Raw genomic sequence first — 21,413 nt, 5'->3', positions numbered from 1 at the left:
CTTTAAGCCGCATTCTCTTTCAGTCGGCGGTTCAGTCCGCCGATCTTCAACCCACCAGCTTTTAGCTGGTGGTTGTTGAGTTTTATGCATCATGCTGTTTGCAGTGCAACTCGCTCTAAGAACGAAAAATCAATGATTAGCATGGCATGAAAACTTTCATACTGTACTGAGCTACCGTACTCCAGTCGCTAATTTTATAATCCATAATATTTTTTATATTTTAAAAAAAGATTTTCCGCATGTTCATCTAAATCATCAAGTGCACAGTGATCTGGTTGAAAGCATGACTGACATATAGGATTTTTCCAGCGATTTTTAGAAAGATGTTGCAATCTGAGTTTATGCATAAAATCGGATTGCCACAAATCAACTAAATTCGAATCTAAAACATTACCAATAGTAAGTTTTCTAGCCCAATCAACATAACAAGCACTTACAACACCATTCGAATTAACTGTAAGCGCATAAAATATATTTGGACAGATATTTTTTCTTTCTTTTTTTATTTTTTGCCTCCACATTCCATTTTGTATTTGGATTTTCATTTTTTTCGAAACACTAAAGTTTGGCCACATTTCAGCGGTATTTTCAATAAATACTTTGTCAGCTAAAGATGCAAAAATTTCATAAAAACTATTTTCTTTAAATTCGTTTGAAATCAACTCTTTAGGTATTTTGACAGCTAATTCACACTCTGATCTGTAAAGTGAGAATTTTTTTATGTTATTTAATATAGTTAAAAAATTTATATTTTTTTTAGTGAAATTTTTGTAGCTTTTGCTGGAAAGCCCATAAAGAGATACATTTAATTTATTTAACCCGTTTTCAACTAACTTTTTACCTTTTTCTTCACTAAGAAAAAAGGCATTTGTTGTTGTTTCTATTTTTTCAAATTTGCCTGTTTTTTTTGCTAATTTTACCATTTCGGGTAAATTTTTGTTTAAAAGCGGCTCTCCATCGTTTACTAGCATAAGGATTTTAATAGAATTTGGAAAATTTAAAGCTTGCTCTAGAATTTTTTCAAAAATAGACATTTTCATTACCCCTATATGGCGTGATGTGGATTTAATTAAATTAGTATATCCTGTTGGGCAATATAAACACTGCAGATTGCAAGCGCTACTGGGACTAACTGTCAAAATATAAGGTGTCGAAAGCGGAATTACTGTTTCAAGTTGAGTTCTATTTTTTAAATTTATTCTCGGAATGGGGGTAAAATTAAAATCACAGTTATCATTCATAATTTTTAATTGCTCACCTTAGTGTCAGGATACATGTAGCTTTGTCTTGCGATTTTTTTAACTCTATCGCGCAGGCGAGGATGCTCAAATTCTGGTTCAAGGCATCGCATTACACACAAGTCTGTAAGTTGTGCTGATTTTTATAGAGCACGATTCAGCCTGTGTTTCATGAAATTCAACGACTTACTAGAGATGTTTGTAACTTCTCCATAAGTCATGCCCTCAGTGTCAGAATACATGTCGCTTGCTCTTGCGATCTTTCTTAATACATCGACTAGGCGAGGAGGCTCAGATCCTGGCTCAAGGCCGCTCTTGGCACCACAGCGACATGGGCCACATCCCCAGCGTTGAAGCGGTCTACAGGCCGCAGAGACCCGATCATGGGCATCTTGCCCAACCCCAGTGCCAACCTGAACCCTGGCTTGTCTCTTAAGTGACTTAACACTGATACAGGCGACAAGTATGCTGACAACTACCGCAACAAAACAAAGACTTAGAGCAAGAAAGACCGCACCTCTGCGCCTCAAAGTTCCTTAATGCCCGATCAGTGTCAAGCCTAAGCCATTGATTTGCAGTACACGAAAACACTCATTGGTGAAATTTTAGCTCTACCTTGGCGCTGCAACGCATTGATTTTAAAAGTGCCACAGGTTATTGAGAAGTTACAGATGTTTGTAATGCGATGCTCTTACATTCAAGATATGTTCTCTCTCGATCGCTATTCTACGAATTGGGATAATGACAAAATTGAGGCGGGCGATAATTTCCCTGCTTTTCTCATAGCAAAATCACGATCAAATCGATCGTCGATGCTTAGCTCAGGCTGATTGCCCGCTTAGGTCAAAAATGGGAAAACGTCAGATCAAAACTCCTGGCGTTTTTATTTTGTTAGACTGATATATTTTTTCTTCTAAAATTAAATTTTTAAGCTGGTGTGCATAGCTGTCAATATCATCTAACATGGCATGCGTAAGTCGAATACATTTTTTGCATATCTCGTTTTCTGATCTTTCAAAATTTAAATGCTGATAACGCAGTAAGTTAAATTCCAAAGAATTCCAAACTTCGGTTAAAGATTGCTTTTTAAGATCACCTACTATTAGCTTTCTTCTCCAATCGGCGAAACAAGGACTAACTGTTCCGTCAACATTAACCATCATGTTATAAAACATATGAGTACAAACTTTTTTGTTTTCTTGTATAGGTTGAAAAAATATTCCATGTTTTTTTATTTCAAAATTAAGATCTTTTTTAGAATCAAAGCTTTCCCATCCCGGAAAAAGCTCCTCAATAAAAATTCTATCAGAATATTTTGCAAATATATCAAAAAATTTTTCTTCTTTTTCCCCGAAAAGAAGATTTCGAGGAAACTTTATAAAAATTTCAGTTTTATTTTTTATTTTATGCAAGTAAGCTATATTTTCAACATATTCAGAAAAATCTATTGATTTTCCTGTAAATTTATAATAAGCTCGAGAGTTTAATCCATAAACTGAAATGTTTATTCTATCTATTTTCGACGATATAAGATCTCGCGACAGCTCTCTGCTTAAAGCAATAGCATTTGTCGTAGTGTCTATTTTATTTATTTCTTTGTTTTTTCTTGCATAATCAATCATGGAAATTAAATTAGGATTACATAATGGCTCGCCTTCTTTCCACAATCTAAGCATTTTTATTTCAGAATTAAAATCTTTGATTTGATCTATGATTTTTTTATACAAATCTAAATCAATATGCCCTTGATAGTTATTAAGGCTTTTGATTTTATAAGCATCTCCGGTCGGACAAAAAACACATTCTAAATTGCAAACACTTGATGGATCAATAATTAGATTATATGGGGCTTTTAGAGGTATAACGTCTTCAAGATTTGTCCGGCCAGTCATCTCTATTCTTGGTGCAATTTTTCCGCTCATTATTGAAACCTCGTTTTTGTTTTGGCAAAGCCAGATTAATTTTGTTTTAGCCAGTTTTTTAGCTTTGAATCTTCTGGAAAATGTTTCAAAAAATGCAAAATGGAACCTTTTGATGGGGTTGGATGATTTTCTTTTAAGCTTTTTTTTTGATCAGCCAAAAATGATTTTGGCTGACAAGATAAAAACCATTCAAATGATTGAGTCCCAAAAAAAGATTGAAAATCAACTAATTTTTTTGGTTGGCATAAAATTATTTTATAATTTTTCATCATTTCATTACTTAGATTTTTTAAAGTAAAACGCTGCCGAACCGTAACAGATGCACGAGCAGCCAAGCTGCTTCGCTCAGCTGGATTCTTGCTTAGCCAGTCAAGCGCATCAGCAAATGCATGGCGATGATTCACAATCAACCCAGTCGCACCATGCTCGACAATCGCTGTTTCAGCTGGATTGTTTAAAACAACCGGAACCAGCCCCATCGCCATAGCCTCAAGTAAGGCATTCTCAGCAGTGCCATAGTGCTCAGGATTAAGTAAATAAATCAAAACATTGAGATCAGATAACTCACTAACAACATTCTCTACATAACCGCGAAAATTCAATATACGCTCGTCACATCCAATGTTGCGACAGTATTCGATCAAAGCATCACGCTGAGTTGTATCTCCAATCAATCGAACCTGAAAATCAGGCAAGCGAACAGCTGCTAGATAATCAACAAACTCAGGATGCAACTTGTTGAAATCGAGTGTACCAAGATAGCCCGCTCGCAGCGGTTCTCGATCATCAATAATAGGTTCAGGTAACCAGTCCAAAGCAGCACCACTGGAAACCACAGCCAAACGCGCCTTGATATCAGCGGATAGTTTCTGAACTTCTTCTGCGCGCCATGAACACACTGAAGTAAAAATAAAGCGATGGGCATTTTCCAGAAGTCGAATTGGAATTCGAGGACTGTATAAACCCGACACATGGCACCAAACCAACAAACGATGCGCCGGTAGAGATGCTGTACAAAGAATTTTGAACAATAAAGGATGATTCCACCACTCAACTTGTAGAATATCAGAATCACTAACTTGCCGATGCAGTTCCTCAAGCGATGGACAAATAGTAACCTGACCACCGTGTGCTTGGATCTCATGCAAAAATTGCGTTTTTTGCGGCGGCTCAAGACAGATAAAACTATGCTTGATCTCTGACGCATTTCCACAATGGGCTTGAGTCAGACTAGAAAGCGCCCGACCAACACCACCGCCAAAATGTGGAGTAAGATGCAGTACTTTCACTGAGCTTAGAGAAAATCAAATCGTTTTAACAGATCCGCACAATAAGCATCAATGTTATCAGGCATACCGTGCGTCAACTGACCACAGTCAGAACACATAGAGCGCTCGCTGCGTCGCCCCTCCAAATGCAGGCGCCTCAATGAATTCAGCTGCACGCCATTCCAAATCGAACGTAAGGAGTCTTTGCGAACATCGCCGACGATGAGCTTGCGCGACCAATCAAGGAAGCATGCGCTGACTTTACCATCGACATTGACCGAGAAAGAATAAAAAATATAAGGACAGGTTTCGGTCGGCTGAACAAGCTGCTGATAGATGCCCTGAGTGATCGTAGCACCCGTGCGTGCCTCCACATCAAACTCCGGCCAGCAAGGTGCAAAGTTTTCGATAAAAATGCGATCGCAATAATCACCAAAAATATCGTAGAACTGCTGATGCTGCGAAGGCTCGATTAGCTCAGAAGGAATCTTGATAACGATTTCACACTGGCTTTTATTGCGATAAAGCCAGCGTATATTGTCTACGAGGCGACTGAAATCAATATCGAAGCCCGTAAAACGCCGATACTGCTCATCATTCAAGCCATTGATCGAGATATTGATTCTATCGAGACCTGCTGCAATGATAGGCCTGATGCGCTCGGGTGTTAAAAGTGAAGCATTAGTGGTGGTATCGACTAGGCGCACATGACGGCTGGCTTTCGCATAAGACACCATTTCGGCAAAATGCTTGTTGAGCAGAGGTTCACCGTCTTTATACAATCGCAAGACCTTGATTTGAGATGGAAACTCAGTCAAGTCGTCAATCAATTTGCGATAAAGAGTCAAGGGCATCAGCCCCTGAAAGCGACCAGTCTCACCAATAAGCTCGCGATCCCCAGTCGGGCAGAATGGACAACAAAAATTACATGCTGTCGCTGGATCGACAAAAACCACGAAAGGGGTTTCCAGCGGAATCACGTCATGTAGAGGGGTGCGTTGATCGAGATCGATTCGTGGTTTGATCGCAGCCTTCATGTCAAGTCCCACTTTGGAAAAGCAGCTTAGTTACTAGACCTGTGCCCAATTAAACTCAGCCCATTTAAAAACAATGGCTTGCAGTGCAAAAACCGGCTTCAACGCTTATTTGGGCACGGGTCTACTATTACTACTTTGTCACTTTAATTTCGGGTCTCAAAATCATTTGATAGCTTCTGTTTTGTCATATCGCTCAATGTCACGGCATCGTTGTTTATGTCGAGCCTCTAGCTGTTGAATACGCTTATCGACGGCGGCTGGCTCATTGAGCAGCATGGCAATAATCATGAGCCGAATGTCGCGAGAGCTTAGTAATGGATAATCCTGCTTGTACAGGATACGCTCTTTAACAAGAAACGCGAGTGCCAGCATCACAAGCGCCATGTGACGATGCCAAGCATCCCACTTTCTAACTTGATAATCCGACATGCCCAGTTCATTTTTGGCTTCCTGAAACGCACGCTCGACCCAATACCGCTGAGCCTGCATGTAAGCTAATCGTTCCAAAGATGTTTTGGCATAATCGACATTGCTCAATGAATATTTAAGCTTCGAACTGTTCGGGCGTTGAGTAATGACCAACACTCGTTCGGTCGCGCGCTCCGATTCGCCATCCCAGATCCAAACACGTCTGGTATGAATCGACAGGGTGAGTGGTCCTTTCGTTCCATCGCGAAGTGTGACGGTTGGCCATGTATAGGAGGCTAATTCCTTGGCATAGACATCCACCCGCATCGGTTCAACATCCGCGCGCCGTTTTGTCGGTTTAGCTCCACGTTTAGACGTGGGTTCTGGAACGCTCAAAACCGGCTCACTGAGATAAATATTTTGATTGCTGTGAATGTCCAGCAAGAACGTTAACTGCATGTTATCTAAGGCGTTACCCAGCTCAAACCCATGACCGTACAAGCCATCGCCGCCGACCCAGCTCAATGGCACACCGGCTTCGAGATCGGCTTTGATCATTTCGATCGCCAATTGCGGCTTTGTTTTGAACAGGCGCTGATCTTCTGGAATTCCAGCGTCGTTGCAGCGTTTTGGATTCGTCGTCCACTCTTTTGGAAGAAAGAGTCGCTCATTGATCAAAGTACTATGAGAGTTCCAGACCAAACTGGCATATACGCCCACTTGGCAATTCTTAACCTTGCCGATCACGCCAGCATACTGACGCGCCACACCAACTGAATGCTTTCCTTTCTTGAGATGCGCTGATTCATCGATAATATAGCCAACATCACGGAGTCTGTACGTATCTTGACTGGCATATAGGTCAGACGTTTTACGGGCGATGGTATCAATGAGTCTTTGAGCGGACCATGTTGAGTGCGTAATAAAATTCTGAATACGCTGGTAGCCGTTCCCAGAGAGGTCGAGTTCTTCGTTCAGGCGTTCCATGTTGCGTTTGCCCGCTTCTGTCTTGAAAAGACCCTGAATATAAGCTTGGCCTAACTCAAGAGCATTTGATGTTTCGGTTTGAAAACAATCGTAATATTCATCAATGTGAAATGACAGCTTAGTAGCCAATTCTTTGAGCGCGTGAGCTTGTTTGGGAGCGGCTGGCTTGACAAGCATATTTTGCACATATCGTATTAAAATGTTTGTATGGCAAAATATAGCAAAATCAATCGCTTAAGAAAATCTGACAAAGTAGTACTATAAAAAATCAGCTAATCTAACCTTGAATCAGATAATTAATAAGACGACTTGCACTGCCCCAGAACGCCATCGGTTCATAGTCAGGGTAGGGGTAACACCCAAAGGTTGGAATAATATTCCAGTCATACTCGACGATCCAGTGTTCGACTAAACTCCGCACCGAAACTGGCTGACCCGAACAAAGATTCAGTACACCTGCACCACCTGACTGCAAGGCGAGCTGAACCATCAAATCAGCGGCTTGCGAGACTGGCAAATAGTCACGCAACTGCTCGCCCCCCGACATTGGAAAGCGTGCATCGCCTCGGTTAGCCGCCGCACTGATTTGTGCATAGAGCGATCCCGGTGCCTGACCTTCCCCCCACAGATAAAACAGTCTAGCCCACGTCAGGCTGGTGGAGGTTTCAGCCATAATATACTCTAATTGACGGCGCAGGGCATCCTTGGAAAAACCATAAGTTGTACATGGGTTTGTTGGGGCCTGCTCTGAAAGTTCCCCGCTTTGCAGACCATACTCAAAGCAGGTGCCAGCCACCACAAGCTTCGGTAGCCCGGCTTCGATCAGGCCTTTCAGGAAGCGGTACTGGCGTGGCAGTTCCTGCTCGAAGTGATGGTGTGAACGGTAGTTAGGCAGGCCGTCCCAGGCCAAGTGAATCAGCACCTCCGGGGAACCCAGTCGCTCGAAAGCATCCAGCGGCGGATTGGCAATGTCCAGGGACACGAAGCGACAACCGCTGACCGTCGCAGACCGGGTACGCGCTGTGGCAACAGCATCGATGCCCGCATCGAGCAAGCACTTGATGACATGGCGTCCAAGAAAACCGGTTGCACCTGTGACGGCGATGTGGGACTTCATGACCGCCACAGATCTAATTAGGATGAAAATCCGGGTTCAAGATTTCGCTTTCCAAATAAGGACAATTGTTTGGAAAGCTGTTTTCATCCAATCCAGTTTCTTTAGCCGCCAAAAGGATTGCATCGCCATAAGCATCTTCGATGAAGTCGGCAATGCGTGCCTGCAAGCTGGGATTTTCTCGCAACAACCGTTGCAATCGGCGACGTTGCTCTTTCAGTGTCAACTGCCAACTGCGACCACGAAAAGACGGCTGATACTGCCATTTCAGTAAGTGAGCCAGCAACACAGCCAGTCGATTGATCAGCTCTCTTCGCTCTCTTGCGCCCATGCTTTCGATTTCTTCGATCAAACCATCGATATCGACTTCAGACCAATTCCTCGTTTTGAGTAAATCGGCCTGTTGTTGAGTCCAGGCATGGAAATCGACATCATGAAGCTTTGTATTTTCAATATGCATAATTGAGCATCTATGGTTCATCATCAGCGATCGTGTTGCCGGTCCTGTTCATTTCCAGTTGAAGTCCCTCGAATGAGGCGCCAATCAACGCATGCACGCGGTCGCGAGGGGAGAGCGCCGTGATCGCCAGGGGCCAAGCAATTGCGAGTCGGGGATCCTCGGGATGCAGTCCAGCTTCGCTCGCAGGAGCATACTCAGCTGTATTCAGATAGAACAGTTCAGCGTCATCGCTCAGCGCCTGGAAGCCATGTGCACAGCCCTCGGGAATCCCCAGCATCCGCCCATCACCAGCACTGAGCCGCTCGCCATGCCACTGGAGAAAAGTCGGCGAACCGGCACGCAGATCGACCGCGACATCGAAGATCTCGCCGCGCAGACAGGTGACGATCTTGATCTCGGCGTGCGGCGGTCGCTGGTAGTGCAATCCACGCGCAGCCCCACGTCGGTGGGTCAGACTGCGGTTGATCTGCACGATCGGCTTACCGCCCGTCAGCGATTCCAGTTCACGCGCACAGAACAGCCGCTCGAACCAGCCGCGCTCATCGACGATCGGCCTGCGCTCGACGACGACGACACCGTCGAGCGCGGTCGGCTGAAAACAAAAACGCTCTTTCACTCGTAATTAGGGGTGAGGCCAAGGTCAAATCATAGATTGATAATCGCGGATCTGCTCGCGGGTGACAACCTGCATATCGGCTCCCGCGCGCCAAGCTCGATGCCAGTCGAGCGTGCGCTCCAGGGCCTGACTCAGGCTCCAGCGCGGACGCCAGCCGAGCCGGGTGCGCGCCTGGGTGCTGTCGAGATCGAGGCGCACCGATTCGCGCGGTCCCGGATCGGGATCGGATTGCCAACGTCCCTGAGTGCGTTCGCACAGCCGGCGCACGACCTGTTCCACCGGCCAGACGTCGCCCGGATCCGGGCCGAAGTTCCAGGCCGTCGCCATCCCGACCTCTTGGGCCTGAAGGCGCTCGGCCAGACTCAGATAGCCGGCGAGCGGTTCGAGCACATGCTGCCAGGGCCGGATCGACCGGGGCGCGCGCAGGCGCACCGCCTCACCGGCATCGAGCGCGCGCAGCACATCCGGGATCAGCCGATCCCGCGCCCAGTCGCCGCCGCCGATGACGTTGCCGGCGCGCACACTGGCGATCTGGATACCGTCCGCAGCGAGAAAGGCGCTCCGATACGCCTGTGTCACCAGTTCGGCAGCCGCCTTGCTGCTGGAGTAAGGGTCATGGCCGCCGAGCCGATCGTTTTCGCGATAGGGCCAGACCCATTCGCGATTGTCATAGCATTTGTCGGTCGTTACCACGACCACGGCCCGCACGCTCGGACACCGGCGCACGGCCTCCAGCAGATGCACGGTCCCCATGACATTGACGGCATAGGTCGCAACCGGATCGGCATAGCCCGCGCGCACCAGCGGTTGCGCGGCGAGATGGAAGACGATCTCGGGTGCGGCGTCCAGGATGGCTCGATTTAGAGCCGCCGGATCGCGCACGTCGCCGATGACATGCCCCGACAGACACTCGGCCAGACGCGCGACGGTGAACAGATTGGGCGTAGTCGGCGGTTCGAGCGCATAGCCGTGGACCTCGGTCCCAAGCTCGGCCAGCCGGAGCGCCAGCCAGCCGCCCTTGAAGCCGGTGTGTCCGGTGATGAAGACGCGACGCCGTCGCCAAAACTCAGGCTTCATGTCCAGCACTTCCAGGGCGCCCGGCCCGAGGCCCACAGGGATTCGAGATGGTTCTTGTCGCGTAACGTATCCATCGGCTGCCAGAACCCCTGGTGCTCAAACGCCATGAGCTGTCCTTGAGCACTGAGCTTGGGCAGCGTGTCGACCTCCCAACTGGTCCGGTCATCGGCGATGAGTTCGATACAGCGCGGCGAGAGCACGAAGAAACCGCCGTTGATCAGCCCATCCCCGCCAAGCGGCTTTTCGATGAAACCGGTGACGGTCGACCCCGCTCGCTCGATGGCGCCATACCGCCCAGGCGCGGGCACGGCAGTGACGGTCGCCCAGCGTCCATGTTCACGATGGAAGGTGATGAGCGCCCGGATGTCGACATCGCTCAGCCCGTCGCCATAGGTGAAGCAGAACGCCTCCTGATCGCGCAGATAGGCCGCGACCCGTTTCAGACGCCCGCCGGTCTGGGTCTCGGCGCCGGTGTCGACCAGCGTCACTCGCCAGGGTTCGGCCTGATGCTGGTGGACTTCGAGTCGGTTGTTCGCCAGATCGATGGTGACGTCCGACATGTGCAGGAAGTAATTGGCGAAGTATTCCTTGATGATGTAGCCCTTGTAGCCGCAGCAGACGACGAAGTCGGTCACGCCGTGATGGGCATAGAGCTTCATGATGTGCCACAGGATCGGCATCCCGCCGATCTCGATCATGGGCTTGGGCCGCAGATGCGATTCCTCGACGATGCGGGTGCCCAGCCCGCCGGCGAGGATGACGGCTTTCATGGGTGAAGCGCTCGGCATGGATCAGAGTGTATGTAGGGATTCATCGTCATCTCAAACCCAGTGCATCGCGGATGGCCGCGATCAGTTGGCGGGCGTCACAGGCACACGGCCTCATGGGCGATTCGGCGGTTTCAATGCGCTCACGGTGCCTTTGCGCCGCTTCGGGACCGAATCTTCGATCGAGCAGACGCAGCAGCGTTCTAGCTTCGCCCTGCTGCACACCCTGCTGCAACCCCTTCTCGATCCCCGCTTGTTCAACAGTCGTCACATACGGCATACGGCGTTGCTCCTCGTAGGCATAGAGTTCTTGACGTGCAGTCACGGATCGACGCTCGATCCGGAGGAGGAAAGATCAGGCCTCTCAGCCTGATCGAGGTATGTGATGAGACCGCCGGACCGCCCATGAGGCGTCGCCCGGCGGCGTGCGTACAGGTTTCAGGCGGCCGCCGACCGGACTTGGCGGAGCAGCTCGCCTGGGGCGAGTACGGGCAGCGTGGCCTCGTCGAAGTCGGGCGCGTTGAGCGAGACCACATGATCGAGCCCGTTGACGCGGGCGCACTCATGGAGCAGCGCATCGTCGAAATAGCGCCAGCCCAGTCCCATGGCCGCGTCGATCACCTCGGCGTCGACCGGAGCGATCTCGAGCATGGCGCGCAATTCGTTCAGTTTGGCGTTCGCGCCCAGATGACCGTGGGTGCGCGTAAGGTGATCGTGGAGCGATTCGATCGTCGAGGCACAGACATAGCCGGTGATATGGCCATTGGCCGCCAGCGTCAGGGCGGCTGAGGATTCGGGCGCGGGGTGCTCGTCGTTGGTCAGGGCATCGATCAGCACACTGACGTCGAACAGAGTCTTGGGCTGTGGTTGCATGGTGACACTCCATTTTGTATCGATGATCCGCGCGGACCTTCGACAGGGTTCCGTGAGTGCTCCGAACGGACTGCGCGCCTCCAGCGCCCGTCCGGCTCGCTCGTGCCGAGAGACACCCGGCGCGTCCGAATCGCCGGGGTGGTTGAAGCGGGTCTATCGACTATCCCGAACAGGGGATTCGCCCGAGTGAGCGAAGGTCGGCGACCGAAGGGGGCCGGATGCTCGCACGCGCGCCCCCCGGATTCCATGTCTGTGTATGGCATCCGGAGGACTGCAAGGCCCGGAGGTCGGTTCCTGGATGCGGCTGAGCATCGTCCTGGTGATCCCTGCTCGTCGTCATCGAATGGTCGTATTCTAAACTGTGATCGGGTTCACACAAACCACTTTTGACCACCCGCGTTTCCGTGCGCGTGCAATGCCGTTCCCAACAGTTCAAATGATTGATCTTCAAGTCGAATGCGAGCATCGACCGGCGGTCCGATCGGCCGCCGGATCGCATGGCGTCATGAGTCGCCGCCGCTCGCCGGATCGATGAGCCTGGGCGTCACCTTCCAGATGTGCTCGGCGTATTCGCGGATCGCGCGATCCGAGGAGAAGCGCCCGATGCGCGCCACATTGAGGATCGACATTCGCGTCCAACGCTCCGTGTCCTTATAGGTCTCGCTCACCATCTTCTGGCAGTCCAGATAGTCGCGATAGTCGGCGAGCACCATGAAGGGGTCGTGATTGACGAGATTGTCGGTCAGCGGGCGGAAGAGCTGGGTGTCGCCGTGCGAGAAGAGGCCCGAGTTGATCAGATCGATGTCGGACTTGAGTTCAGGATCGTTCTGGTAGAGCTCCCAGGGCCGATAGCCCGTCATCTGGCGTTGCAGCGCCTCCGCCGCCGTCATCCCGAACAGGAAGAAGTTCTCGGCGCCGACCGCTTCGCGGATCTCGACATTGGCCCCGTCGAGCGTGCCGATGGTCAACGCCCCGTTCATCGAGAATTTCATGTTGCCCGTGCCCGAGGCCTCCTTGCCGGCGAGCGAGATCTGCTCGGAGAGATCGGCCGCCGGATAGAGCCGCTGGCCGTTCTTGACGTTGAAGTCGGGCAGGAAGGCCACGCGGATCCAGCCGTTGACCTGGGGGTCGTTGTTGACGACCGCGCCGACGGCATTGATGAGCTTGATCATGAGCTTGGCCATGAAATAGCCGGGGGCCGCCTTGCCGCCGAAGATGAAGGCGCGCGGCACCAGATCCTGCGGCTGGCCCTGCTTGAGGCGCTGATAGCAGCGGATGATATGCAACACCTTGAGATGCTGGCGCTTGTATTCGTGGAAGCGCTTGGCCTGGACGTCGAACAGCGACTCGGGGTCGAGCCGGACGCCGGAGGCCTGCTGCATCCAGGCGGCCAGATCCTGCTTGGCGGCGTGCTTGACCGCGCGCCACGCCTCTTGAAAGCCGGCGTCATCGACATGGGCCTCCAGCTCACGCAGCCGCTCCAGGTCGCGAATCCAGTCTTCGTGACCACAGGTTCGGGTGATGAGCTTCGACAGACGCGGATTGGCGACCACCATGAACCGACGCGGCGTGACCCCATTGGTGACATTGTGGAAACGCTCGGGCCAGAGTTCGGCGAAGTCCTTGAACAGCGTGGCCTTGACCAGCTCGGAATGCAGCTCGGCCACGCCATTGACCGCCCGACTGCCCACCACCGCCAGATTGGCCATGCGCACCCGCCGTTCGCCGCCCTCGGCGATCAGCGACATGCGCCAGACCCGCGCCTCGTCGCCGAGGAAACGCATCCGCACCTCGTCGAGAAAGCGGCGGTTGATCTCGTAGACGATCTCCAGATGACGCGGCAGCAGGCGCTCGAACAGGCTCACCGACCAGGTTTCCAGTGCCTCGGGCAGCAGGGTGTGGTTGGTGTAGCAGAAGGTGCGATGGGTGATGTCCCAGGCCTGCTCCCAGCTCATGACGTGCTCGTCGAGCAGCAGTCGCATCAGCTCGGCCACCGCGAGCGCCGGATGGGTGTCGTTGAGCTGGGCGACGAACTTGTCGGCGAAGGTCTCCAGCGGGCCGACCGTGTTCAGATGCAGCCGGACCATGTCCTGCATCGAGCAGGAGACGAAGAAGTATTGCTGCTTGAGCCGCAGTTCCTTGCCGGCCTCCGGCTCGTCGTTGGGATAGAGCACCTTGGAGATGGTCTCGGCCTGGATATTGGCATAGACCGCGCCGTAATAGTCGCCGGTGTTGAACGCCTGGAAGTCGAACGAAGCCGGAGCCTCGGCCTTCCACAGCCGCAGCAGGTTGGCGTTCGCGGTGCCGTAGCCCAGGATCGGGGTGTCATAGGCCATGCCGTTGATCACGAGCGACGGCTGCCAGCGCTGACGGCTGCGGCCCTTGTCGTCCCGATAGGATTCGGTGTAGCCGCCGTAGCCGACCGAAAAACGTATCTTGGGGCGTGGGATCTCCCAGGGATTGCCGTTGCGCAGCCAGTTGTCGGTCTTCTCGACCTGCCAGCCGTCCTCGATGGCCTGATCGAAGATGCCGAACTCGTAGCGGATGCCGTAGCCGATGGCCGGGATCTGGCAGGTCGAGAGCGATTCCATGAAGCAGGCGGCCAAGCGGCCCAGGCCGCCGTTGCCCAGGCCCGGTTCTTCCTCCTCCTCCAGAATGGCGTCGAGATCCAGCCCCAGTTCCTCGCCGACCTCGCGCGCCGCCTCGGTGATGCCGAGATTGACCAGATTGCCGGCCAGATGCGGACCGAGCAGATATTCGGCCGAGAGATAGCAGACGGTGCGCGCATGACTGGTCTTGAAGACCTGCGCCGACTCCACCCAGCGCTTGAGCAACCGATCGCGCGTCGTGAAGGCGGCGGCCATGTAGAGATCGTGCGGCGTGGCCACCTCGCGGAAACGTCCCTGGATATAGAAGAGGTTGTCGAGAAAGTCCTGCTTCAGCGCAGCCTTGGACATGCCTGTGCGGGTGTGTTCGCGCTCGCTGTCCAATGACTCCGTGGGATTCGGCGTGCTCATGGTGTCCTCTCGTCGGTCTTGGGCGGGGGAGTTCGCCGCGAACTCTAAAACGCCCGGATTCGGGCGTCCACCATGAAACCGTGACCGGCGAGACCGGCCTAACCGAAGGTCAGGACGAAACGGCTGCCATGCGGCTTGGCGGCGGTATGGATCAAGCGAATGCCATTGGATTCGGCCAGCTCGCGCGCGATGTAGAGTCCGAGTCCGGTGCCCTGGCTCTTGGTGGTGAAGAAGGGGTTGAAGATGTCGCGCGCGGTCGCCGGATCGATCCCCGGTCCCGCGTCCCGGACCTCCAGACAGATCCCGTCCGGCTCGTCGCGTCGACTCAGCCGCAGTTGGATGCGTGCGGGTTCGTCGGGTCTGTGTCCGTGGACGAGTGCGTTCTCGCACAGGTTGGCCAGGATCTGATGCAGATGACGCGGATCGGTCTCGACGTCGAGCGGACGCGACTCGATCCGCACCTGGAGTCTGGCGTCGTCGAGTCCATGCTGTTCGCGGAAGTCATCGGCGAAGGACTGGGTCCAGGCCGCCAGCTCGATCGGGCGCGGCTCGATCTGATTGCCGCGCGAGAGCTGGAGCACGCTGCGCACCGTCTCCTCGATGCGCGCGCTGTTGCGCTGGACGATGTCGAGCAGATGCCGGTCCTCATCCGACAGGGTCGGGCCTTCAGAGAGGAGCTGACCGGCGTGACTGATGGCGCTCAGCGGATTGCGGATGTTGTGCGCGATGCTGGCCGTCAGGGTGCCGAGCGAGGCGAGCTTGATCTGCTGGGCCTCGCGCTCGGCCTCCTGGCTGTCGCACAGATAGACGACGGCCCCGGTGACACGATCGCCGCCCAGTCGTTTGAGCGAGACCCGAATCTCGCGGTCGGCGATGGCCAGACGCCCCTCGCGCGGTTGGTCGGCGCGGACCTGACCGGCGAGCCAGTGGTTGAGTTCGGCGGAGAGTTCATGGAGCGCGGTGCCGGGCCTGACGCGCCGCACGCCGAGCAGTTTCAGCGCGGCGGCATTGATCAGTCTCAGCCGTCGCTCGCAATCGGCGACCAGGATGCCGGTGCCGATGCTCTGGATGATGAATTCGTTGAGTTGCGAGAGGTCGTCGATGTCGACCTGACGCCTCGCGGCCAATGCCTCGGCCGAGCGCACCCGCCGGTAGAGCACATGGGCCAGCAGGGCGACGGTGAAGAAGAGCAGCCCCAGCAGGCCGGCCTGGGTGAAGGAGATCGCCCGACTGCCGCCGAGCATGGCGCTGTAGATCTGCTCGCTGATGACGGCCAGCGAGGCCAAGGCGGCGAACAGCAGCGACAGCCGTCCCTCCAGCATGAGCGCGCCGGCGGCCACCGCGACGGCGAGCAGGATGCCCAGTCCGCTGGTGACGCCGCCGGCGGTGTGCATGAGCGCGGTGTAGACGAGAATGTCGGTGAAGATGGCGAGCTGGACCTGACTGATCCGCGACGGGCGGCGTAGCGAGAGTCCCAGACCGCTGAGCAGCACCAGCACCGCATAGACCACCAGCACGTTCCAGGCGAGCTGGTTGTCGGAGCGGGCGAGCGCCGGATCGCTGGCAGCGGGCGAAAAGGCCAGCACCAGACCGACGACCATCAGCAGCCGGAAGAGAAAGAGCCAGCGCAGAGCGCTCCAGCTCGGATAGGCGGATTCGGTTCCGGGTTGGGCATCCATCGGGGTTGGGTGGGCCAAGGGCGCGCGATCGAGAAAGACCAGACCCGCCAGACGCGACGGGCATTCGATTGTATTATGCGCCGACCCAGCCGTTTCGCCGATCGCCTCCGGGGATCGCGCGCCTCATTCACGGTCGAGCCGAATGAACCTACACGAATTTCAAGCCAAACAGTTGTTGCGGGAGCGCGGACTCGCGGTCCCGGATGGAGTCCTGGTCGAGCGTCCCGAGGCGGTGCGCGAGGCCTGCACCCAGCTCGGCGGTACGCGCTGGGCGGTCAAGGCCCAGATCCACAGTGGCGGTCGCGGCAAGGCTGGGGGCGTGGTGCTGGTCGACAGTCCCGAGCAGGCCGAGTGCGAGACGCGCCGTCTGCTCGGCTCGCGGCTCGTCACGCTCCAGAGCGGGCCGGACGGGCTGCCGGTCGGCTCGGTCCTGATCGAGCGCCCGACGACGATCGAGCGCGAACTCTATCTGAGCCTGCTGGTCGATCGTGCCAGCGAGCGGTTGCTGTTCGTCGCCTCGGCGGCCGGCGGCATGGACATCGAGACGGTGGCGGCCGAGACGCCCGAGCGAATCCTCAGGGTTCAGATGCATCCGGTGGTCGGCTTCCAGCCTTACAAGGCGCGTCGGCTCGGCTTCGGGCTGGGCCTGGACGAGGCCCAGATCCAGGCGCTCGGCACGCTGATGGATGGACTCTATCGGCTCTTCGTCGACACGGACGCCAGTCTGATCGAGATCAATCCGCTGGTCGTCACCGACACCGGCGAGCTGCTGGCGCTCGATGCCAAGATCACGCTCGACGACAACGCGCTCATGCGTCATCCGGCACTCGCCGCGCTGCGCGACCCGAGTCAGGAAGACCCGCGCGAGGCGGCGGCGCGGGCGCACGATCTCAACTACATCAGTCTCGACGGCAACATCGGCTGTATGGTCAATGGGGCCGGGCTGGCGATGGCGACCATGGATCTGATCAAGCTCCAGGGCGGACGGCCGGCCAACTTCCTTGATGTCGGCGGCGGGGCGACGGCGGCGCGCGTGGCCGAGGCGTTCAAGCTGATTCTCTCCGACCCCAAGGTCGCCTCCATCCTGGTCAACATCTTCGGCGGCATCGTGCGCTGCGACCTGATCGCCGAGGGCATCATCCAGGCGGTGCGCGAGGTCGGGGTCTCGGTGCCGATCGTGGTGCGCCTGGAAGGCACCAATGCGCCCCAGGGGCTGCAACTGCTCGCCGACAGCGGTCTGGCGCTGGAGACGGCCAGCGAACTCGACGCGGCCGCGACGCTGGCGGTCGAAGCCGCGCGGCGTGGCAGCGGCGCATCATCGAACATCGTGCAAGGGGAGGGCCGCGCATGAGCATCCTGGTCGACGCCAAGACGCGCGTCATCTGTCAGGGCTTCACCGGCAAGCAGGGGACGTTCCACAGCGAGCAGGCCATCGCCTATGGCACCAACCTGGTCGGCGGCGTGACGCCCGGCAAGGGCGGACAGCGCCATCTCGACCGGCCGGTGTTCGATACCGTGAGCGATGCGGTGCGCGAAACGGGCGCGGATGCCAGCATGATCTATGTGCCGGCGCGCTTTGCCGCCGATGCCATCCTGGAAGCGGCCGATGCCGGAATCCGGGTCATCGTCTGCATCACCGAGGGTATTCCGGTGCTCGACATGCTGCGGGTCAAGGCGGCGCTCGCCGGGACGGAAGCGGTGCTGATCGGTCCTAACTGTCCGGGTGTCATCACTCCGGGCGCATGCAAGATCGGCATCATGCCGGGCCACATCCACCAGTCGGGGCGGGTCGGCATCGTCTCGCGCTCGGGCACCCTGACCTATGAGGCGGTCTATCAGACCACCCAGGCCGGTCTGGGCCAGAGCACCTGTGTCGGCATCGGCGGCGATCCGATCCATGGATTGGATTTCATCGACTGTCTGCGCCTGTTCGAGCGCGATCCCCAGACCGAGGGCATCATCCTGGTCGGCGAGATCGGCGGCGAGGCCGAGGAGGCGGCCGCCGAGGTCATCCGGACCGAGATCAGCAAGCCGGTGGTGGCCTATATCGCCGGTGTCACGGCGCCGGCGGGCAAGCGCATGGGACATGCGGGCGCCATCGTCACCGGCGGCGCGGGCACGGCCGAGGGCAAGTATGCGGCGCTGGAGGCGGCCGGCGTGCTGACCGTGCGCTCACCGGCCCAGATGGGCGCACGTCTGGCCGAGAGGCTGAGAGCCAGTCCCGGACGGTGATATCCTAGGCCGAAGCTCCTCGATCTCAACCCTGTAACAGCTCCCCCGGAATTGCATCGACTATGATTTCGCTCCTGGACTATGGCGCGGGCAACGTCCGCAGTCTGCGCAACGCCATTCACGCCCTCGGCTTCGAACTCACCGAGATCGAGCGCCCCGAGGACATCCTCAAGGCCGAGCGCCTGATCTTTCCGGGCGTCGGGGCCTTCGGGGCGGCCATGGAGCGGTTGCACCGTCTGGGCTATGTCGAACCGCTCAAGGAATATCTGGCCGCCGACCGACCCTTCCTGGCCATCTGTGTCGGACTCCAGACCCTGTTCGAAGGCAGCGAGGAATCGCCGGGCGTGCCAGGTCTGGGCGTCATCCCCGGCCAGATCCGTCGCTTCGCCGGGCAGGGGCTGTCGGTGCCGCACATGGGCTGGAACTCGGTGCGGTTGGAGCGGCCCTCGTCGCTGTTCGCCCAGTACGCGGATGAGAAGTTCTATTTCGTCCACTCCTACCACGCCGTGCCGAGCGCGGAGAACGCCGACTGGCAGCTCGCCATCACCGACTATGGTCAGCCGTTCCTGAGTGCGGTGCAGCGCGGCGCCGTGGCCGCCGTCCAGTTCCATCCGGAGAAGAGCGGGGCGGCGGGGCTGGCGCTGCTGCGCCATTTCCTCGCCGCAGACGAAGCGGCCGGTTCCTCGATCGCGGTTCCTCGTGCAGCCGACGAACAGACGCGCTTCGCCAAGCGCATCGTCGCCTGTCTCGACGTGCGCGCCAACGATCAGGGCGATCTGGTCGTCACCAAGGGCGATCAATACGACGTGCGCGAGAAGTCCGGCGACCGCGACGTGCGCAACCTGGGCAAGCCGGTCGAACTGGCCGCGCGCTATTTCGACGAGGGCGCCGACGAAGTCACCTTCCTCAACATCACGGCCTTTCGCGACTTTCCGCTCGCCGATCAGCCGATGCTGGAAGTCTTGAAACTCGCCTCGGAGCGCGTCTTCGTGCCTCTGACCATCGGCGGCGGCATCCGCGCCTTCACCGATGCCGACGGGCGTCATTACTCGGCGCTCGACGTGGCGCACGCCTATTTCCGCTCTGGCGCCGACAAGGTCTCGATCGGCTCGGACGCGGTCGCGGCGGTGGAAGACTATCTGGCGCGCGGCGGCGTGAAAGACGGCTCGACGGCCATCGAGCAGATCGCCGCCGTCTACGGCAATCAGGCGGTGGTCATCTCCATCGATCCGCGCCGGGTCTATGTCGACTCGCCCGAAGCCACCCGTCACGCCGTCGTGGAGACGGCCACGCCCGGACCCAACGGCGAGCGCTACTGCTGGTTCCAGTGCACCGTCAAGGGCGGACGCGAGGGACGCGACGTCGACGTGGTCGAGCTGGCGCGCGCCTGCGAGGCTCTGGGCGCCGGCGAGATCCTGCTCAATTCCATCGACCGCGACGGCACGGGCGCCGGCTTCGATCTGGAGCTGATCGGTCAGGTCCGTGCCGCCGTCGGCATTCCGGTCATCGCCTCCAGCGGCGCCGGCTGTGTCGAGCACTTCGCCGAGGTCTTCGCCGCCACCGGCGTCGAGGCGGCGCTCGCCGCCGGCATCTTCCACCGCCGCGAAGTGCCGATCCAGGCGGTCAAGTCCTATCTGCGCGATCAGGGGATCGAGATTCGGAGTTGATGGACATGGTGAAACCGGTCGGATGGTTGGTCGTGATCGTACTGACAGGGCTGATGCTGACCGGCTGTGTCCCCGGCGCGCGGCCCGACGACACCGCGACGCCGCCGGATCGGGAGACGCTGCTGACGACCATCGCCTCCTGTCATCTGCTGCGCGTGGGTCAGACCAACGACGTGGCGGCCACGGACGCGACCGTCATCATTGCCGCTGATAAATACCACCTATCGATCACCGCCATCGTCGAGCGCGCCAATCGCATGGTCAAGGACTACGAGCAGCGTCCGTCCGATCTGATCGCGCGCGCCATGGAGTCCTGCGACCGGCTGGCCGAGTTGACCGGCACCTCGCCCGCCCTGGTGCGTTTCGAGTCCGACGGCACCCTGCGCACCGCCTGGCTGCGCATCGATGGCGTGGAGATCACGCCTGGGTTCGCCCAGCGCACCATCACCGAGCTGCGTCTGCGCAAGGCGATCGGGCTGGTCATCAACAGCCCAGGCGGCTCGGTCGACGAGGCGCGCAAGCTCGGGCGTTACCTGCGCGCCAACGGCCTGCGTACCGCCGTCGACGACTATTGCGCCTCGGCCTGTATCGATGTGCTGGCCGGCGGGGTCGAGCGTTACGCCACCCAGAACGCGCGTATCGGCGTCCATCAGAGCAAGGTTCCGCAGCGCTACAGCAGTCATGAGGGTGGGCAGCTCTATGTGGCCGATGCCTTCCTCTATCTGCGCGAGATGGGCGTCGACGCCGATGTCGCCATCGCCGCCGCGACCGTGCCCAACAACCGTGTCCTCATCATTTCGCTCTCCGAAGCCCTGGATGCCCGGCTCATCACCGGCATCGTGGAGGGATTCGAGCAATAGCCTGATGAAAAACACCATACCGGACGCCGTCGCTGTCAATTCCCCGGAGATTGCAGACACGTTCTTTGAAGAGTTCTGGGCGTTTGTCACGCCAGTCCTTGAGTGCCTGAATGGGGGCGATGTGGCCAAGGGCTTTCTGCGGAATGTGTTGGTTGTAGACCTGAACAGAGCGCTCGCCGGTCGGAGTCCAG

General features: G+C 56.1%; 18 protein-coding genes and 1 pseudogene. 4 read left to right on the top strand and 15 right to left on the bottom strand.

Annotation, left to right across the window (positions count from 1 at the left end; genetic code table 11):
- Positions 1-194: 194 nt before the first annotated feature.
- The 14 genes from HW932_RS18345 to HW932_RS18280 all read right to left on the bottom strand — a co-directional run bounded on the left by HW932_RS18345 (position 195) and on the right by HW932_RS18280 (position 16,481).
- Positions 195-1,241, bottom strand: coding sequence for a radical SAM/SPASM domain-containing protein (locus tag HW932_RS18345; RefSeq protein ID WP_176977928.1), 1,047 nt, complete (start codon positions 1,239-1,241; stop codon positions 195-197).
- Between the two features lie 857 nt (positions 1,242-2,098).
- A complete protein-coding gene (locus tag HW932_RS18340) occupies positions 2,099-3,160 on the bottom strand; it encodes a radical SAM/SPASM domain-containing protein (protein ID WP_176977927.1) in 1,062 nt (353 codons plus the stop codon).
- Between the two features lie 35 nt (positions 3,161-3,195).
- Positions 3,196-4,449 (bottom strand): glycosyltransferase, encoded by a 1,254-nt coding sequence (locus HW932_RS18335; RefSeq protein ID WP_176977926.1) that lies wholly within the window; start codon positions 4,447-4,449, stop codon positions 3,196-3,198.
- A gap of 5 nt (positions 4,450-4,454) precedes the next feature.
- Positions 4,455-5,465, bottom strand: a complete 1,011-nt coding sequence (locus tag HW932_RS18330; protein ID WP_176977925.1) for a radical SAM/SPASM domain-containing protein — start codon at positions 5,463-5,465, stop codon at positions 4,455-4,457.
- A 162-nt stretch (positions 5,466-5,627) separates the two neighbouring features.
- Entirely contained in the window at positions 5,628-7,037 is a 1,410-nt protein-coding gene (locus tag HW932_RS18325) for an IS701 family transposase (RefSeq protein ID WP_176977924.1), read from the bottom strand.
- Between the two features lie 100 nt (positions 7,038-7,137).
- The gene (locus HW932_RS18320) at positions 7,138-7,977 is read right to left on the bottom strand and encodes an NAD-dependent epimerase/dehydratase family protein (protein WP_176977923.1); all 840 of its coding nucleotides are present in this window, start codon (positions 7,975-7,977) and stop codon (positions 7,138-7,140) included.
- A 13-nt stretch (positions 7,978-7,990) separates the two neighbouring features.
- Positions 7,991-8,434: a DUF29 domain-containing protein gene (locus HW932_RS18315; RefSeq protein ID WP_176977922.1), complete on the bottom strand. Its 444-nt coding sequence runs from the start codon at positions 8,432-8,434 to the stop codon at positions 7,991-7,993.
- 10 nt (positions 8,435-8,444) lie between these two features.
- Positions 8,445-9,050, bottom strand: a complete 606-nt coding sequence (locus tag HW932_RS18310; RefSeq protein WP_176977921.1) for a dTDP-4-dehydrorhamnose 3,5-epimerase family protein — start codon at positions 9,048-9,050, stop codon at positions 8,445-8,447.
- Between the two features lie 24 nt (positions 9,051-9,074).
- Positions 9,075-10,127, bottom strand: coding sequence for a CDP-glucose 4,6-dehydratase (gene rfbG / locus HW932_RS18305; RefSeq protein ID WP_176977920.1), 1,053 nt, complete (start codon positions 10,125-10,127; stop codon positions 9,075-9,077).
- Positions 10,124-10,897: a glucose-1-phosphate cytidylyltransferase gene (gene rfbF / locus HW932_RS18300; protein WP_176977919.1), complete on the bottom strand. Its 774-nt coding sequence runs from the start codon at positions 10,895-10,897 to the stop codon at positions 10,124-10,126. The genes rfbG and rfbF overlap by 4 nt, the downstream gene beginning before the upstream one ends.
- 46 nt (positions 10,898-10,943) lie before the next feature.
- Positions 10,944-11,219, bottom strand: coding sequence for a hypothetical protein (locus HW932_RS18295; RefSeq protein WP_222932445.1), 276 nt, complete (start codon positions 11,217-11,219; stop codon positions 10,944-10,946).
- Between the two features lie 113 nt (positions 11,220-11,332).
- Positions 11,333-11,767, bottom strand: coding sequence for a type II toxin-antitoxin system VapC family toxin (locus tag HW932_RS18290; protein ID WP_176977918.1), 435 nt, complete (start codon positions 11,765-11,767; stop codon positions 11,333-11,335).
- Between the two features lie 503 nt (positions 11,768-12,270).
- A complete protein-coding gene (locus HW932_RS18285; protein WP_176977917.1) occupies positions 12,271-14,784 on the bottom strand; it encodes a glycogen/starch/alpha-glucan phosphorylase in 2,514 nt (837 codons plus the stop codon).
- A gap of 98 nt (positions 14,785-14,882) precedes the next feature.
- Positions 14,883-16,481: a sensor histidine kinase gene (locus HW932_RS18280; protein WP_343047413.1), complete on the bottom strand. Its 1,599-nt coding sequence runs from the start codon at positions 16,479-16,481 to the stop codon at positions 14,883-14,885.
- A 124-nt stretch (positions 16,482-16,605) separates the two neighbouring features.
- Between HW932_RS18280 and sucC the strand changes: the two genes are divergently transcribed.
- The 4 genes from sucC (at position 16,606) to HW932_RS18260 (ending at position 21,222) form a co-directional block, all read left to right on the top strand.
- Positions 16,606-17,814 carry an ADP-forming succinate--CoA ligase subunit beta gene (gene sucC / locus HW932_RS18275; protein ID WP_176977916.1) on the top strand — a complete coding sequence of 403 codons (1,209 nt, stop codon included), beginning with the start codon at positions 16,606-16,608 and terminating at the stop codon, positions 17,812-17,814.
- Positions 17,811-18,695 carry a succinate--CoA ligase subunit alpha gene (gene sucD / locus HW932_RS18270; protein WP_176977915.1) on the top strand — a complete coding sequence of 295 codons (885 nt, stop codon included), beginning with the start codon at positions 17,811-17,813 and terminating at the stop codon, positions 18,693-18,695. Before sucC ends, sucD begins: the two co-directional genes overlap by 4 nt.
- A gap of 62 nt (positions 18,696-18,757) precedes the next feature.
- Complete coding sequence (gene hisF, locus HW932_RS18265; RefSeq protein WP_176977914.1) at positions 18,758-20,362, top strand: imidazole glycerol phosphate synthase subunit HisF; 1,605 nt, start codon at positions 18,758-18,760, stop codon at positions 20,360-20,362.
- A gap of 32 nt (positions 20,363-20,394) precedes the next feature.
- Positions 20,395-21,222 (top strand): COG3904 family protein, encoded by an 828-nt coding sequence (locus HW932_RS18260; protein ID WP_343047412.1) that lies wholly within the window; start codon positions 20,395-20,397, stop codon positions 21,220-21,222.
- Here the strand turns inward: HW932_RS18260 and HW932_RS21920 are convergent.
- Positions 21,191-21,382 (bottom strand): annotated as a pseudogene (locus HW932_RS21920) (hypothetical protein); the annotation flags it as partial. The gene HW932_RS18260 and the pseudogene HW932_RS21920 overlap by 32 nt on opposite strands.
- Between the last annotated feature and the right edge of the window lie 31 nt (positions 21,383-21,413).

The organism is Allochromatium humboldtianum, from assembly GCF_013385175.1.
GTDB classification, from domain to species: domain Bacteria; phylum Pseudomonadota; class Gammaproteobacteria; order Chromatiales; family Chromatiaceae; genus Thermochromatium; species Thermochromatium humboldtianum.
Note: the sequence above shows the minus strand (reverse complement) of the source record. Positions and strands in the feature narration are given on the sequence as shown.